The sequence below is a fragment of the Pseudomonas sp. MYb193 genome (assembly GCF_002966775.1).
GTDB lineage: Bacteria > Pseudomonadota > Gammaproteobacteria > Pseudomonadales > Pseudomonadaceae > Aquipseudomonas > Aquipseudomonas paracarnis.
In genome coordinates this window covers 823,205-838,093 of sequence record NZ_CP023269.1, presented here as the reverse complement: position 1 = coordinate 838,093, position 14,889 = coordinate 823,205, and the positions used below count along the sequence as shown (strand labels likewise).

The window sequence follows — 14,889 nt, the reverse complement described above, 5'->3', positions numbered from 1 at the left end:
CATGCCTGATAAAAACGACAAGCACAAACGCTTGCGCCCTCACGTACCTGCTTTTACTCCCCGCGCCGCCTGGTGTTGGCTCATTATGCTGCCCGGGTGGCTGCTACCACTGGATAGCGCGCTGGCCGCAATACCTCCTGAGTGGAAGAACACGGCCTACGCTTATGAAGCCCAGCACAAGCCAGTGCGCGAAGTGCTGGAGGATTTTGCCCAGACATTTGGTACTCAGCTCCAGGTCGAGGGCCTGCTCGAAGGTAACGTCAACGGCAAGATACGCGCAAATACGCCGCAATCATTGCTCGACCGGTTGGGGGTCGAACACCGTTTCCAATGGTATATGTATAACAACACCCTCTATATCAGCACCCTGGACCAGCAAGAATCCGCGCGCCTGGAAGTCTCCTCCGAGACCATCGCGGACCTCAAACAAGCGCTGACCGATATAGGCTTGCTCGACAGTCGTTTCGGCTGGGGCGAGTTGCCGGAAGACGGTGTTGTGCTGGTCTCCGGCCCGAAGGTTTATATCGAACAGATCAAGCGCTTCAGCAGCCAGCGCCGTTCTATGGATGAAAAACAGAGCGTGCTGAGCTATCCACTGAAATTCGCCAGCGCGGCGGATCGCCAAATGGAATACCGCAACGAAAAAATCATCATCCCCGGTGTAGCCACCATGCTAAGAGGGCTCCTGGAACCGCGCTCACCCTCAACGTCTTCGGCGCAGTCTCAACGCTCCATCACCCAGCCGCCGTTCATCACTCCGGTGGTGCCACGCTTGAGCAACCCGTTGCTGGGGCAAATGCTCGGCTCCACGGCGACAACCGGGTTGAACGACTCGACCGATACGGGCATGTCAATCACCCGGCGGGGTCCCCTCAGCCCTGCCCGTATCCGCGTCGAAGCCGACTTGCGCAATAACGCCATCCTGATTTATGACGTGCCGGAACGGCAGGCAATGTATCGCGAACTGATCACCCAGCTCGACGTGGCACGCAAACTGGTGGAAATCGATGCCATCATCCTCGACATCGAGCGCACGCAACTGCGCGAATTCGGGGTGAGATGGGGCTTTCAGAACAGTCGCTTCAGTGGCGCAGCCAACATGATTTCCGGCAACGCTCAACTGACAATTGAAAACCGCGGTCGTTTCGACGCGGAGATACGCGCGCTGGAAGCCAAGGGCCTGGCAACCATGGTGTCCAATCCGTCAGTCCTGACACTGGAAAACCAGCCAGCGGTCATTGATTTCAACCGGACCCAATACCTGACTCGCGGTCGGCAGAACGCTACGATTTTACCGATCACCGTGGGTACCAGCTTCCAGGTCGTGCCCCGCGTCATCACGAGCCGTGGTGGCCATCAGATTCAGCTGTTGGTAGATATCGAGGACGGTAACTTCGAAGAGGCCAACCCTACTCCCGGCAGCTTCGATGTACGCCGAGGCAAAGTCAGCACCCAAGCCATCATGGCCGAAAAACGTTCGCTCGTGGTCGGTGGTTTTCACGTCACCGAAAGCACCGACAAGCACAGCAAAGTACCCCTGCTGGGGGATATTCCGCTGTTGGGCAAGGCGTTGTTTTCCTCGACTGAACGACAGAACAATCGGCGCGAACGTCTATTCATCCTCACGCCACGCGTTATCGGCGACCAGACCGACCCGTCACGCTACCTGCCCCAGGCAGACCAGGTCGAATTGCAAGCCGCTCTCACCCCCCTGGCCAGGCGCTATGACCCTCACCAGCCAGTGATCAAGCGCAGCGACATTATCAGTACCCTGGCGCACCTGGTCACCGGGCAAGTGCCCAAAGCCTTCAAGGTAGCGCCGATGCCCCTGGGGCTGAACACCTTGTGCAGTACCCGCAACTTGCTGGCGCTGAACACCGAGCGCAGCCAGTGGTACGCCGGCCCGCAGTACAACGTAGCCGTGGTGGTGCTGCGCAACCAGTTCAATCGCAATGTGCGCATCGACGAAAAGGAATGCAGTACTTCGCAAACCCTGGCCGTGAGTGTCTGGCCCCGCGCCTGGCTCAAGCCGGGCGAGGAAGCAGAAGTGTTTATCGCCATGCGCCCGGTGGTCAAGGATGAACACATCAGCGTGCCCCGTCCCTCCCTGATCACTCCAACTCAAAAGGCCAAGCCATGAAACATCGCTCGCTGTACGTCACCTTGATCGGCGCGGCGCTGCTCGTCGCCGGTTGTACGCCCACCTGCAAGGGCGACTCCTGCTCACGTCCGCAATCGTCCAAAGACAAGCTGGTGATTTGGTGGCCCTCACAAACGCGCGTAGAACCCGGCCCTGCCGGAGAACGTCCGGACTATCAGACGGTGTCGCTGGAACGATGAGCGCCCAGGGAACCCCGGCCGATGAACGCCAGGTCTTCCTCGACAGCCTGGTGGGCGGCTCTGCCGCCCACCTGACGCTTGGCCCGGGGGTAACAGCCAGCAACATGCAAGCCGGAACCCGTCAGGGTCTGGCCCTGCACGTGGCTCGCGAGGCGCTGCAAGCTTCACAATTGCAGAACGCGCTGGAGCGGCGCTTCGAGCAGGCCGTGGCATTCGATGGCTGCTTTATCTACATTGACGCACAGGACGCGCTGGTGATCTGGCATGCACTGCCCCCACAGCCCAACCTGCTCGACAGGCTCCTCAGCCGAATGTTGTCGTTGGCCAACCTTGAAACCCTGGATGCGCGTACCCGGCGCTGATCAACGCAGATCAAGCTCTGGCAATTCCAGGGTTTCACGCTTGGCCTCATCATCAAGCTCGCGCAGGGTGCGGTAGATCAATGCCACGGCCTGCAGGGTTTCACGAGGAATTGTCGCCCCCAGCTTGTTCGTATACAGCGTACGGGCCAGCCACACGCACTGGATCACCGGTACATCAGCCGCTTTGGCGCGAGCGATCAACGCACGGGCGTCATCATCAGTCCCTTTGCTCACCAGCAGGGGCAGCGGCGTTTTGCCGGGGCGGTAATACAAGGCCACGGCAAAGTGCGTCGGGTTGACCACCAGCATATCGGACTCCTCCAGCTTGGGCAGCTTGACCTTCGGCTCCTCCTGGGCCAATTGCTGCGCCAGGGCGCGGCGCTGCCCCTTCACGTGGGGATCGCCCTCCATGTCCTTGTACTCTTTCATGACCTCGACCTGGGTCATGCGCATGCGCTTGGCAAAGAAGTATTTCTGCATCGCCAGGTCGATAAGCGCCAACACCAGCAATAACCCGAGACAGGCATGCAGCAGATAGCGGAACAGGGCGATCAATCCCAGGAGGTAGCTTTGCAGATCGCTGGTGGCCATAGTGATCAAAGCCCCCAGGGAAGGCCAGATCACCACGTACAGGATCAGGCCCAGCAGTGTGGCCTTGACGATGCTCATCAACAGGTTCATTACCGACTGGGCAGAAAACATTTGCTTGAGTTGGCTGAGCGGGTTGAGACGATTGAAGTCGAGCTTCAAGGCGTCCGGCGCGAACAGAATCCCGAACTGCATCCAACTGCTGACCAGCTTCGTGATAATCGCCACCGCGGCCATCAACAGGGCGAAGGAGAAAAACAACATCAAACCTTCGACCATCACTTCTTCCAGCGCCTGCGGGAAAGGCAAGGACAGACGCGTGATCGGCAGCAGCATCAACTGCTGGAAACGTTGCAGGCTGCTCTCGGCGGTGAACAAGGCGATTTCGCTGATGGCTGTCAGCACCAGTAGCTTACCCACATCCTGGCTTTGGGCGACTTGGCCTTTCTTACGCTGATCACGCAGCTTCTTGGCTGATGCGGGGTGCTTCTTTTCCCCCGAATCACTCATGACAGCGAGACCTTGAAGAACACGCCCAGGGAGTGCTTGAGGTCTTTAAGCAAGCCCATGCGCCCGACGATCAGGTCCTGCAGCAACGCAAAATACAACAACAGCACACCGATACCTGCCAGGCTCTTGAGGGGCGGCGCCAGCGTACTCACTTGCAATTGCTGACTGTAGACCCCCAGCAGCGCGATGCCGAACTCCAGCAACAGCAGCACTGCAATAAAGGGGGCAGCGTAGAGCATCATGTGCGTGAAGGTATCGCCAAGCAGGCCGACAAATACATCGAACCCATCGGCAGCGGGCAGTGGAAACCACACCGTCGGTGGCCAGAGCAGATAGCTGTCCCAGATCACCTGCGTCAACGCCCCGAGGCCCATACTGGCCATCAGCAAAAAAATCGCCAATTGCTTGAACAGATGCCCGGCCGGCGTCGCGTCTGGCCCAAGCGAGGGGTTGAGCTGACCACCGGCCAAAGCGCCCCGCTGGTTATCCAGCAACGCCCCGACCGACTCGAACAGCCAGAACGGCATCGACAGCAACACGCCCAGCAATAACCCCAGGGCCAACTCTTTGAGGACCAGCCCTGCGAGCATCAGCGCCGAGTGTTCCTGGCCCTCCAGCAAGACATGAATGGCAGGTGCAGGCAGCAGTGCCATGACCACCACAATGGTGTGCCGCAGCATGCCGCGTATATGTTGAAAACAGAATGCCGCCACGAGGAAAGCGCAGGGGTAGATACGCGCCATGGCGACCAGCAGGGAGGGCAAATATTCAAGATATAACAGCACAGGCAGACCTCAGTGCAGGGCCGATCGAGCGATCATGTCAAAGGTCAAGTTCATCAACTGGATCAACTCCACACCGATCCAGCGACCGGTCATGATCAGGGTGATCCCCACTGCCACCAGCTTGATACCGAAGGGCAACGTCTGGTCCTGGACCTGCATCAGTGCCTGCACCAGGGAGGTCATGACCCCCACCACCACCGCCACGATCAGCGGCGGCGCCGTCAGCATGACTACCAGCAACATGCCCTGCTTGAACAGTACGATGGGTTCCATAGGTCACTCAGAGATAGGAAAAGAACAGGCTGTCGAGCAACCGCGACCACCCGGAGACCATCACGAACAAGAGCAATTTGAGCGGCAGGGAAATGGTCATGGGCGAGACCATTTGCATACCCAAAGCCAAGAGGAGATTGGAAACAATCAGGTCAATCACGATGAAAGGGATATAGATCAGAAAGCCGATTTCGAACCCCGCCTGCAACTGTGACAGCACAAAGGCCGGCGCCAGCAGGATCAGGTCCTCACGTTGGACCTCCTGCGCCATCTGCGCCGGCCACATGCGCATGGCATTTTCCAACAGGTGGGTAAGAATATCCGGGTCACTGTTGCGCAGCATGAAGGTGCGCAATGGTTTGATCGCCTCCATTCCCGTCTGTTGGAGTGCGCCTACGCTGGTCAGGTCCAGGGGCGACACCTTGACGATCTCCGCCATCTCATAGCCTACAGGCGCCATGATGAACAGGGTTGCCGCCAGGGCAATACCATTGATGGCCATGCCCGGAGGCACCTGCTGCACACCGATGGCATTGCGGGTAATCATCAGCACAATCACGATCTTCAGGAACGCCGTGCAGACGACCAGCAGCATGGGCATCAACGACAATGCCCCAAGAAATATTGCCAGGACGACCGGATCTATTCCCTGGAAACTGTTCATCGAGAAAAGATCACGCGAGACATCTGCAGCCCCAGCCGCCCGTCCACTTCAACCAACTGGCCCAGGCCGAGGGGGCGGTCGCCGTAGTAGAGACCGGCAGTGCCGGGAGCATAGCCGGCGACCCCCAACACCGCGCCGGGCGCAAGGTTGCGCAATTCGCCGAGGGTCAGGTTCAGCGTACCGCACCGTACATTGAGCGCCATACTCAGCTCGTCGAATGGTTCATGCCCGAACACATCCATCACCGCTGTTTCATCCTCATGCTCTGAGTAGGGCTGTGTTGCAAAATCCTCATCCACAAACATATCCTCGATAGAAGTAAGGGTCAGGCGCATCGGCCCGGATCCAGCGTCGATCCAGCCCACCAGGCGCTGTTTGCCAACCTGTACGTGGCCGGCTCCCGACGCACTGAAAAAGGCTCGCTCAAGCACCAACACGTCACCAGCCCGCAAGCCGCGCAGCTGGTGCATGGACAACCTCAGGTGCCCAAGCGTTACGTCAACCGCCAGCCGAAACTGCGCCGGCATCGGCTCAGCCCTGGATCGCCACGGCCCCGCCTTGCATAGCGCCAGAAAGCTCTCGACAGACAGCCACAGATAGCCCGCCACGCGAGAGGCCCCAAGCGTCACGCAGAGTCGACAACCAAAGTTCATGGGGCGAGCGCCTGGCAGCAAACGCAGGTACCCAAACAACGCCTGCACCTGAGGGCTCAGATGATGCTGGAACAACTCCCAGAACCAGGCGTCCGGATCATTCCCGGCCGGCTCGAGCGTCACGGGGCATTCACCCATCAAGCTGAACTGTGGTCCTGGCTCACTGAAGGCCAAGACGCCACAGGCGGTCTCGAAGCAGAGCGGCTGGATACCCACAGGAGCAGTACCCGGCTCCATTCTCAACTCGCCACTCGACCCAGCGACCTCGAACGGCATACACAACCCTTGCCCCAACCGCTGCCGGGCAACCGCAATATCGGTTTTGAATCTGGGAAGTATCAAAGGTGGCAGCATCATGCCTACGTCGATTTTGCCAGATACAAACTGACAGGCTGGCGCAGGCTCTGCGCCAACCGTTGCTCACATTGTTGGCGTACACCACTGAGCCAGTGCACCGTATTGTCTTGCTCTGCGTGCAGCTCGACATTCCAGCCCCCCTGCTCCCGGCGGATACTGGCGTTGATCCGCCCCAGGCGGCCCAGGTGAAAAACAGCCATCAACGGCCATTGCGAACCAACGAGCATTCGCGGCGCCAACTGCTCGGTCAGTGCCCCGATCATGGCGACATCGCCCGAGGCTTTGATTCCGTTCAGAGACGCTCCGTATCCCCCGCTGTCCTGGCCCCCATCGTCAAACAACCGGGCGAACAATCGCCCTTGCTCCCAAGGCACCAGGGCACCGAATTCAGGTGCACGATCATCGCGAGACTCGCGCGGACGCTGACGTTCAGGCGGATTAACTGAAACCTGTTTCATATCGGCTCCTGCCTCAGTAACTCAGATAACTCTTGTATTTTTTCTACCTGGCGCAAGCACAAGGTGACGTGTTTCTGCGCCTGGCCGACCCGCGCAGCCCGCTCTTGCTGCTGCTCTTGGAGTTGCAATAATTGGCCTTCTTCACGCCGGGTACCCGCCGATAATTGCCGCTCCTTGGCACTCCAGTTTTTCAGCGCCTTGAACGTCACCACCTGCCCCTGGTGCTGACTCAACAGCTGCGCGCATTGCCGGGCCTCTTCCAGGCGGGTTTGCTCGAGGATTTCCTGCGCCTCCCGGATATGCGCGACCAGCGCTTGCTGCGCCCGTTTTGCCTCACGCAGCGCACGCTCGGCGCGGTCTGCACGGTGTCGGCGCAAACGTTGCAGGGTATCGATTTCACCCGGTAACACTTCAGAAGGGGACATGGGCGGTCAGCTCAGCCAATTGATCCATGGTGGCGGCAAGCGGCGAAGGTTCGCGCAAGTCCTGGCGCAGAAAGCCATCTACCGCCTGCCGACTGTCAACTGCCAGGTCGGTGAGTGCATCGTTGCCGGGCTGATATTCCCCCAACTTGAGCATCAGCTCGATCTGCTGGTAAGCCGACAGCAAGCGTCGTAGCGCCGTGCCGGCACGGATATGCACGGGCTCGGCAACATTGCTTAGAATCCGCGAAAGGCTGGCCAGGACATCGACCGCCGGGTAATGGCCGCGCTCGGCCAGCTTGCGCGACAGGACGATATGACCGTCGAGCAGAGAGCGCACCTCATCCGCTACCGGATCGTTCATGGAGTCCTGTTCGATCAACACTGTATAGATGGCCGTGATCACGCCTTCACGGGTCAAGCCGGCACGCTCCACCAGACGTGGCAGCAAACTGTAGACCGACGGCGGCAGACCACCGCGCCCCAAGGGTTCACCGGCAGCCAGGCCGATTTCACGTTGGGCCCTGGCAAAACGGGTCAGAGAGTCAATCAGCAACAGCACCCGCTGGCCCTTGCGCCGGAAACCTTCGGCCAGCGCAGTTGCCGTGAACGCGGCACGCGCGCGCTCCATGCTTGAGCGGTCGGAGGTTGCACACACCAACACGGCCTTGGCACGCAACTGCTCATCCAGTTCATGATCGAGAAACTCGCGCAGTTCCCGGCCCCGCTCCCCGATGAGACCGAATACGATCACATCGCACTCCACGTTACGGGCGATTTCGGCCAACAAGGTGGTCTTGCCACAACCGGCTCCGGCAAACAGCCCGACACGCTGGCCCTCCCCCAGGGTCATCAGGCCATCAATCGAGCGCACCCCCGTAGCCAGTGCGCGGTTGATCCGCGGCCGTTCGGTAGGAAGAGGCGCCTCGCATAACACTGTGGTCGCCCCAGGGGTGTCCGCTTCCACGAACGCGCTCACACCATCGCCCGCAATCGGGCGGCCAAAACCATCCAGCACCTGCCCCAACAACTCATCACCGACCCGGACCTGATGCGGAACCCCCAACCGCTCGACGCTGGCGCCTACACGCACGCCTTCAAGGTTGCCCAGGGCACTGAGCACCGCATCGCGCTGATCGAACCCGATGATCTCGGCGAGCATGTAGTCGCCCGGCCCTTTTTCGACTTTGCATAGGTCACCAATACGGGCCTGCGGCAACCGGCACTGCAGCAGCATGCCGTTCACGCGCTGGATACGACCGAGCATCGTCACCGGTGCGAAACTGCTCAATGCCTGTGACTGGTTCAGTTGCCAGGCCTCCAGACGCTCCTGCAGCGACCCCTTCACCAGCCCACCTCATAACGTTGCTCGCCGTCAAAAACCACTTTGCTGTTATCGATCAAAACCAGGCGCAGGCCATCCACTTCATCACCCACGAATAAGCGGCTTCCTTCCTCCAGCACCACGTGGCCATTCGGGCCACCCACTATCTGCGAGATCTTGAACGGTAACTTGCCTTCGCGTACCCGTACGCGACTGATCACCGGCACCACAGTGTCGAATTGCTCGGCAAAACGGTCGAGCATGCGCGCAATCAGTTCCACTTCATCCTGGGAAACAACACCATTGAGGGCAATCTGACCATTGACGATCTGCAAGCTGACGCGCTGGAGCAATTCACGCTCGTTGAGCATCTTCATGAGTTGCTGACGCACCTCAGCGGGTGAGTCCAACCCGGGTTTCTGAATGACCGCCGGCATCAGCGATGCCTGGGCCTCACGCTCACCGCTGAAGATAATGCCGACCGCAGCGATGATCACGGCGCATAGCAGAACCAGGCTGACCAAGCGTTTTTGCTGCAACAAGGGAATGGAAGACAGCGTCAGCGGCAATGGCGCCTGGGGCAAGGGCTCCGTTGCCGGCCGGGGCGGCTTGAGCACCGATGCCTGCCGCCAAGGATGATCGGCAGGGCAGACACACAAACTGACGGGGCCAATCATAAACGGCGTGTTGAGTGCCAGATCGCCGATCTGCGCCAACATTTGCCCATCGCCGTTTTTCAGCAGCCCCGCTTCAGCCTGCACCGACCAGCGCCCTTCGAGCAATAGCAGGCGCGCGTGGTGCTCGGCGATACCGGGATCATCCAGCAAGAGATCAGCGTCCGCGTTGGCGCCAAGGCTCCACTGCTCACCAAACAGGGGCAGCGCAGCCCCTTGATGCAAACCATCCAAGACTCGGAGTTCGAACATCAGTACGTCCCCCCGTACTCTGCAAGTAGCGCTGTGTTCATGCCAATGTCCCGTGCATCAACTCATCCTGGCCAAGGTCAAAACGCCCCAGCACCTTGACCTTGGAAGTGCTCCCCAGCTCGGCGAAAGACAACACCGGCACATGGTTGAACTCTTCAAGCAACAAGGTTCGCAAGGGGCTGCGCAAATCCTGCGCCACCAACAACACACTTTTTATTTTTGCCCGTGCGCTGAAGGCCTGGTTGAGCAGGTTGACCAGCGCAGCGCTATTATCGCCGTCGAGTGCAAAGAACACCCCGGTCTGGGTCTGGCGCAGTGCCTCGCGCAGGATATTTTCGGTATGCGGTGACAACAGCCAGGCATGCAGCCCATCGGCCTCGCTGTACTGGTGGTAGATCTGCGACTTGAGGGCAATGCGCGCATAGTCAGCCAGTGCTTCCGGCTCGCGTTCGTGCTGGCCGTATTCGATCAGCGATTCGACAATCAACCTCACGGCGCGCAGCGGAACCCCTTCGCTGGCCAGGCGTTGCAGCACCGCCGAAAAGCGCGAAATTGGCATGATGCGTTGCAGTTCCTGCACCAGTTCGGGTTGATTGTTCTCAAGCCAACTGAGGATCGACTTGCTCTCCTGAATCCCCAGGAATTGCGGCCCGCTGAGCATCATCGCCTTCTTCATGCGGTCGACGATCAGGCTCGTCGCCGTGAAGCGCTCCAACTGCGCGTCATTGAGCAGTGGGTCGTCGGGTGGCAGCCAGAGCCAATCCTGTTCATTGCGCTCGGCCAATCCCGGTACGCCATGCTCAGGCTCAACCGTCAGGGCGCTGCGCTCCACGGCAACGTGCTGGACCACCGACGCCTTGACCATGGGTACCTCATGGACGCAGAAGCGCATTTCATCATCGTCCAGCGAGTCATCGATCTCGACTTCAAACGGCGGCAATGTCAGGCCAATATTGGCAACCAGGGAATTTCGTACCTGACGGATTCCGTGAATAAGATCGGTCACCTCAGGCGTGCCGCGCAAAGCCGAGGGAAACTGCAGCAGATAAGGCCGGGACGGATCAAACCCGCGCAGATCCTCTTTGCCATTTTCTTCAGGCCGCACGGCTTCGACGGCTTCGGCTTCTGGCTGCGCTTCACGTCGGCGCCGACGGTCGAGGTAATAACCCAAGGCGCCGGTCATCATCGCCAGCAGAATAAACACCAGGGTCGGCATACCAGGCACGATCGCAAACACCAGCATGGCCACCGAGGCGATCATCCAGCTCTTGGGCTCACTGGTCATCTGGCGTGCGATCTCGGCGCCCATGTTCGTGATGCCCTTGCGCCCTTCCGGTGCCACGCGGGTAATGATCATGCCGGCGGTGAGAGAGATCAACAGCGCCGGAATCTGCGCAATCAGACCATCGCCAATCGTCAGCACCGAATACAGCGCCATTGAATCGGCGGCGCTCAAGCCGTGCTGGAACATACCTGTGGAGAAGCCGCCCAACAGGTTGACCACAACGATGATCAACCCCGCGATGGCATCCCCCTTGACGAATTTCATGGCACCATCCATGGCCCCGAACAACTGACTCTCGCGGGACAACTGCTCACGCTTGTCCCGCGCTTGCACGCCGTCAATCAAGCCGGCACGCAAGTCACTGTCGATGGACATCTGCTTGCCCGGCATTGCGTCCAGGCTGAAGCGCGCCGCCACTTCGGCAACCCGTTCAGAGCCTTTGGTGATCACCAGAAAGTTGACCAGGGTCAGGATCAGAAAGATCACCATCCCAACAGCCAGGTTGCCGCCCACTACGAAATTGCCGAAGGCCTCAACGATATCGCCGGCGTCCTGTTCGAGCAGGATCAAGCGCGTCGTTGCGATCGACAACGCCAGGCGAAACATGGTGGTCAGCAACAAAATCGACGGGAAGGAAGAGAACGCCAAAGGCCCGGGCAAGTAAAGCGCCAGCATGATCAACAGGCAGGCAATACAGATATTCAGCGCAATCAGAATGTCCACCAGCCAGGTAGGCAGCGGCACGATGAAAATGAACACAATGGCCATGATCACCACCGCGCCCAAGACCTCGGCACGCTGCGCCACCTTGAGCAGTACACCGTTGAGGGTGGACAGCACGCTCACGCCAGGATAGTCGAATTAGGAAAACCAGGGCGTATGCCTTCGAGGCGGGCAAGCTCGTCCATCACCAGCAGAAAATTGTGCAGCGCCTCTTGGCGTGATTTGCTATCCGGCCACAAGGCCTCGGGCAACTTTTGAAACAGCTTATAAAGCGCATTGAGAGACACGAGTTTTGATGTGCTGGCCCCCATTTCTTCAGCCAGGCGCATGACTTCATTTGTCACGATGCCGGTGTCTGCATAACCCAGCATGCGTCGCAGCAGGCTTACCGCATGCATTTCGATTGCAAGGTTCTGAATCAGCTCACGACAGCTGCATAACACCCCGCTCAATGCGCCACATTTGCCCAGTCCTGTCAGCAAGGTGCGCAACATTGCCGTAGGGACGGAGGACACATGGGCGGCAATGTCGGCCGTCAGGGCGCTGGACATCATTTTCAACCCATGTGCAAAACGGTCGTCACTGTAGATGCCGAGCAGCGCGTGCATCATGGTCGCCAGGGATTGCCGTGTCACCACACTGGCGTAATAGAGCGCGCGCAGCGCCTGGAGCTCTTCTGGATCGCCACTCTTCTTATGCAAGGCCATGGCAATATTCAGGCCCGCCTGGATCTCCCCTTTGAAGCGGATCTCCAGCTTGGCAATTGCATCCCTCGCCAGGTCGGCTTCGGAGTTGCGCACGTCGGCCTCGGCCTGCCCGCACACCGCCTTGAGTACCACGAAGGTGCGTGCCGGATCACCGCCAGTGAGCCCCAGCAATGTATCGATGCTGGGTTGCGTGAGTAATTTCTGCCTGATTCGACGTACTACCGCGGCAAAGCTTTCCTGGGCCGGATGCCCCAACTGCTCATAGAGCTGCGCGAGCACCTGGACAGGAGGCACACGCACGTCAATTACACGCTTATCCAACGTACGACTGCTGGATTCCACCTCCTGACTGAAGTGCAGAGAAAGATCATCGACACCTTGGCCTGGCTCAGGTTTGGCGGCCGGGCTAGCGGTGGGGAGTTCCACCCGCGGGGTCATTGGCACTTCGTTGGTAGATTCGACTTTCATGGGCAGGCCAGTACAGGAAGAGAGTGTCCATATGTGGTCAGGCCCGCCCAGATGGTTCCACTGAAACTCACTCATCCAACAAGATGAAAAAACCCGCACAGGTCCCTGGTGCCTGGTGCCTTTTGCAAATTACTGCACAAAACCACCGCAACCATAACGTATTTATTTATATAAATCAGATAGTTACATGATAATTCTCCTTTGGCACAGGCAGTGCAAAAGAGGTAGCCGCCGAAACTATTTCGACTGCGTCTACCTTAAGGAAAAATCATGAATATCCCTATTGAAGCCCTCGTTCACCTTGGTGGCAGTTCGCCTCAATTCATGCTCCATCTGACAGACGATCAACAGAAAAAACTTCGCCGTTTCATTCACAAACGGGTCCTGAACCCGGAAGACGCGGATGATCTTTTGCAATTGACTTACCTGGAGGCCTGGCGCAATCGCGAACGTTTCAGTGGTACCGCGACACTCAGTACCTGGATGTGCGGCATCGCGCAGAACCTGATCCGCAATCACTTCCGACGCCTGTATGCCAAGCCTGCGCATTGCGAATTCGACGAGTCGCTGTGGCATGGCCATGAAGAAAACCACAGCCTGGACTGGGAGTTCGAAGTCAACCGGCGCTTGGAAAATACCCTGAGTGCGATTGACCACTTGCCGACCGAGATGCGCAGAACACTTTACGCCTCGCTGGAAACCGACGGCAGTTACCAGGACACCGCCGACGTACTGGACATTCCTATCGGCACCGTGCGCTCGCGCTTGTCACGGGCCCGCGAACAGCTCAAGCGCGTCACCCACCCCCCACTGCATCGGTAAGTTGAGTTAGCCAGTCCAGTGTTGGGCGACAGGGATATCTGCCCAACACTGTCGGACATGGCCTGCGAGTAAACCTTCGAAGACGCCAAGCGCTTCCACGCCCCTCATCCACAGCGCATTCGTCACCGCCCGTCGCCAAAACCAGTGCTTTGGCTTAAACAGTTGAAAGCGTAGAAAAAAATTCTACAAAAACGCTTGACGCATTGCCGTTCCAAGCGAATAATGCGCGCCACTTGGCTACATAGCTCAGTTGGTTAGAGCATAGCATTCATAATGCTGGGGTCCGGGGTTCAAGTCCCTGTGTAGCCACCAAGTACTAAAAACGGCTTACCGAAAGGTAGGCCGTTTTTTTATGCGCGCAAAAAACTCCCTAACTGTATTTTGACGCCCCCCTACCCCACTGTTAGTGTCCAGCCTCCCCTAAACACGGAGTGCCCCGATGCAACTGGACATCTACCAAGTCGACGCTTTCAGCCACCATCCCTTCGGCGGCAACCCGGCAGCAGTGTGCCCGCTCACCGAGTGGCTGCCCGACGCGCAACTGCAGCAGATTGCGGCCGAGAATAATCTTTCGGAAACCGCATTCTTTGTACCCCGTGGCGAGTTCTATGAGTTGCGCTGGCTCACGCCGGAAGTTGAGGTGGACCTGTGCGGCCATGCCACGTTGGCCGCCGCGTGGGTATTGATCCACAAGTTGGCGGACGCCCCGCAGGTTCTGCGCTTTGCCACCCGTAGCGGCGAGTTGCGGGTAACGCGCAACGGCGATGAGCTGGCGATGGATTTTCCGGCAAAGAAACCTGAACGCTGTGAGCCGCCCCACAGCATGTTGAGTGCCCTGGGGCTTGAATCCGCCGAGGTGTTTGGCACCGACGACTATATAGTTCTGGTGGAGGATGAAGCGCAGGTAGCGGCCCTGGCACCGGACTTTGCGCGACTCAAGGGCCTGCCTAAACGCGGCATTGCGGTTACCGCCAAGAGCACGCGGTTTGATTTTGTCTCGCGCTGGTTCGGCCCGAATGTGGGCGTCAATGAAGACCCGGTTACCGGCTCGGCGCACACCTCGCTGGCACCGTTCTGGGCCGAGCGCCTGGGCAAGTCGCAATTGAGCGCCGAACAAGGCGGCCAGCGTAAGGGCCAGTTGCGCTGTGAACTCCAGGGTGACCGGGTGATTATTTCCGGCAAGGCCGTGCTGTACATGCAAGGCACGATTTACCTGTAAAAA

Annotated in this window: 16 protein-coding genes and 1 tRNA gene; 6 read left to right on the top strand and 11 right to left on the bottom strand. The window is 58.9% G+C overall.

The window, feature by feature from the left end; all coding sequences use genetic code 11:
• Nucleotide 1 precedes the first annotated feature (1 nt).
• Genes sctC through CLM72_RS03660 form a run of 3 tightly spaced genes read left to right on the top strand, consistent with a single transcriptional unit; the run spans nt 2 to nt 2,702 of the window.
• Nucleotides 2-2,140, top strand: a complete 2,139-nt coding sequence (gene sctC, locus CLM72_RS03670) for a type III secretion system outer membrane ring subunit SctC (protein ID WP_105225663.1) — start codon at nt 2-4, stop codon at nt 2,138-2,140.
• The gene (hrpT, locus tag CLM72_RS03665) at nt 2,137-2,340 is read left to right on the top strand and encodes an HrpT family type III secretion system protein (RefSeq protein ID WP_054897139.1); all 204 of its coding nucleotides are present in this window, start codon (nt 2,137-2,139) and stop codon (nt 2,338-2,340) included. The genes sctC and hrpT overlap by 4 nt, the downstream gene beginning before the upstream one ends.
• Nucleotides 2,337-2,702, top strand: a complete 366-nt coding sequence (locus CLM72_RS03660) for a hypothetical protein (protein WP_034128094.1) — start codon at nt 2,337-2,339, stop codon at nt 2,700-2,702. The genes hrpT and CLM72_RS03660 overlap by 4 nt, the downstream gene beginning before the upstream one ends.
• On the opposite strand, the gene sctU is transcribed toward CLM72_RS03660, so the two are convergent.
• Genes sctU through CLM72_RS03605 form a run of 11 tightly spaced genes read right to left on the bottom strand, consistent with a single transcriptional unit; the run spans nt 2,703 to nt 12,845 of the window.
• Nucleotides 2,703-3,800, bottom strand: a complete 1,098-nt coding sequence (gene sctU, locus CLM72_RS03655; protein ID WP_105225662.1) for a type III secretion system export apparatus subunit SctU — start codon at nt 3,798-3,800, stop codon at nt 2,703-2,705.
• Nucleotides 3,797-4,585: a type III secretion system export apparatus subunit SctT gene (gene sctT, locus CLM72_RS03650; RefSeq protein ID WP_105225661.1), complete on the bottom strand. Its 789-nt coding sequence runs from the start codon at nt 4,583-4,585 to the stop codon at nt 3,797-3,799. The genes sctU and sctT overlap by 4 nt, the downstream gene beginning before the upstream one ends.
• Nucleotides 4,586-4,594: 9 nt before the next feature.
• Nucleotides 4,595-4,858, bottom strand: a complete 264-nt coding sequence (gene sctS / locus CLM72_RS03645) for a type III secretion system export apparatus subunit SctS (RefSeq protein WP_105225660.1) — start codon at nt 4,856-4,858, stop codon at nt 4,595-4,597.
• A 7-nt stretch (nt 4,859-4,865) separates the two neighbouring features.
• Nucleotides 4,866-5,522, bottom strand: a complete 657-nt coding sequence (sctR, locus tag CLM72_RS03640) for a type III secretion system export apparatus subunit SctR (protein ID WP_034128098.1) — start codon at nt 5,520-5,522, stop codon at nt 4,866-4,868.
• A complete protein-coding gene (locus CLM72_RS03635) occupies nt 5,519-6,532 on the bottom strand; it encodes a FliM/FliN family flagellar motor switch protein (RefSeq protein WP_105225659.1) in 1,014 nt (337 codons plus the stop codon). Before CLM72_RS03635 ends, sctR begins: the two co-directional genes overlap by 4 nt.
• 2 nt (nt 6,533-6,534) lie before the next feature.
• Nucleotides 6,535-6,990: a type III secretion system HrpP C-terminal domain-containing protein gene (locus tag CLM72_RS03630; protein ID WP_105225658.1), complete on the bottom strand. Its 456-nt coding sequence runs from the start codon at nt 6,988-6,990 to the stop codon at nt 6,535-6,537.
• Complete coding sequence (locus CLM72_RS03625; protein ID WP_105225657.1) at nt 6,987-7,415, bottom strand: YscO family type III secretion system apparatus protein; 429 nt, start codon at nt 7,413-7,415, stop codon at nt 6,987-6,989. Before CLM72_RS03625 ends, CLM72_RS03630 begins: the two co-directional genes overlap by 4 nt.
• The gene (locus tag CLM72_RS03620; protein ID WP_034128102.1) at nt 7,402-8,760 is read right to left on the bottom strand and encodes a FliI/YscN family ATPase; all 1,359 of its coding nucleotides are present in this window, start codon (nt 8,758-8,760) and stop codon (nt 7,402-7,404) included. Before CLM72_RS03620 ends, CLM72_RS03625 begins: the two co-directional genes overlap by 14 nt.
• A complete protein-coding gene (locus CLM72_RS03615; RefSeq protein ID WP_105225656.1) occupies nt 8,757-9,662 on the bottom strand; it encodes an FHA domain-containing protein in 906 nt (301 codons plus the stop codon). The genes CLM72_RS03620 and CLM72_RS03615 overlap by 4 nt, the downstream gene beginning before the upstream one ends.
• Nucleotides 9,663-9,699: 37 nt before the next feature.
• Nucleotides 9,700-11,793 (bottom strand): type III secretion system export apparatus subunit SctV, encoded by a 2,094-nt coding sequence (gene sctV / locus CLM72_RS03610; RefSeq protein WP_054921797.1) that lies wholly within the window; start codon nt 11,791-11,793, stop codon nt 9,700-9,702.
• Nucleotides 11,790-12,845, bottom strand: coding sequence for a TyeA family type III secretion system gatekeeper subunit (locus CLM72_RS03605; RefSeq protein WP_105225655.1), 1,056 nt, complete (start codon nt 12,843-12,845; stop codon nt 11,790-11,792). Before CLM72_RS03605 ends, sctV begins: the two co-directional genes overlap by 4 nt.
• Nucleotides 12,846-13,115: 270 nt before the next feature.
• Here CLM72_RS03605 and CLM72_RS03600 point away from each other — a divergent pair, with 270 nt between their 5' ends.
• From CLM72_RS03600 to CLM72_RS03590, 3 genes are all read left to right on the top strand, one after another.
• Nucleotides 13,116-13,667 (top strand): RNA polymerase sigma factor, encoded by a 552-nt coding sequence (locus tag CLM72_RS03600; protein WP_054897146.1) that lies wholly within the window; start codon nt 13,116-13,118, stop codon nt 13,665-13,667.
• A 235-nt stretch (nt 13,668-13,902) separates the two neighbouring features.
• Nucleotides 13,903-13,979: transfer RNA gene (locus CLM72_RS03595), tRNA-Met, on the top strand.
• A 127-nt stretch (nt 13,980-14,106) separates the two neighbouring features.
• Nucleotides 14,107-14,886, top strand: coding sequence for a PhzF family phenazine biosynthesis protein (locus CLM72_RS03590; protein ID WP_105225654.1), 780 nt, complete (start codon nt 14,107-14,109; stop codon nt 14,884-14,886).
• Nucleotides 14,887-14,889 lie beyond the last annotated feature (3 nt).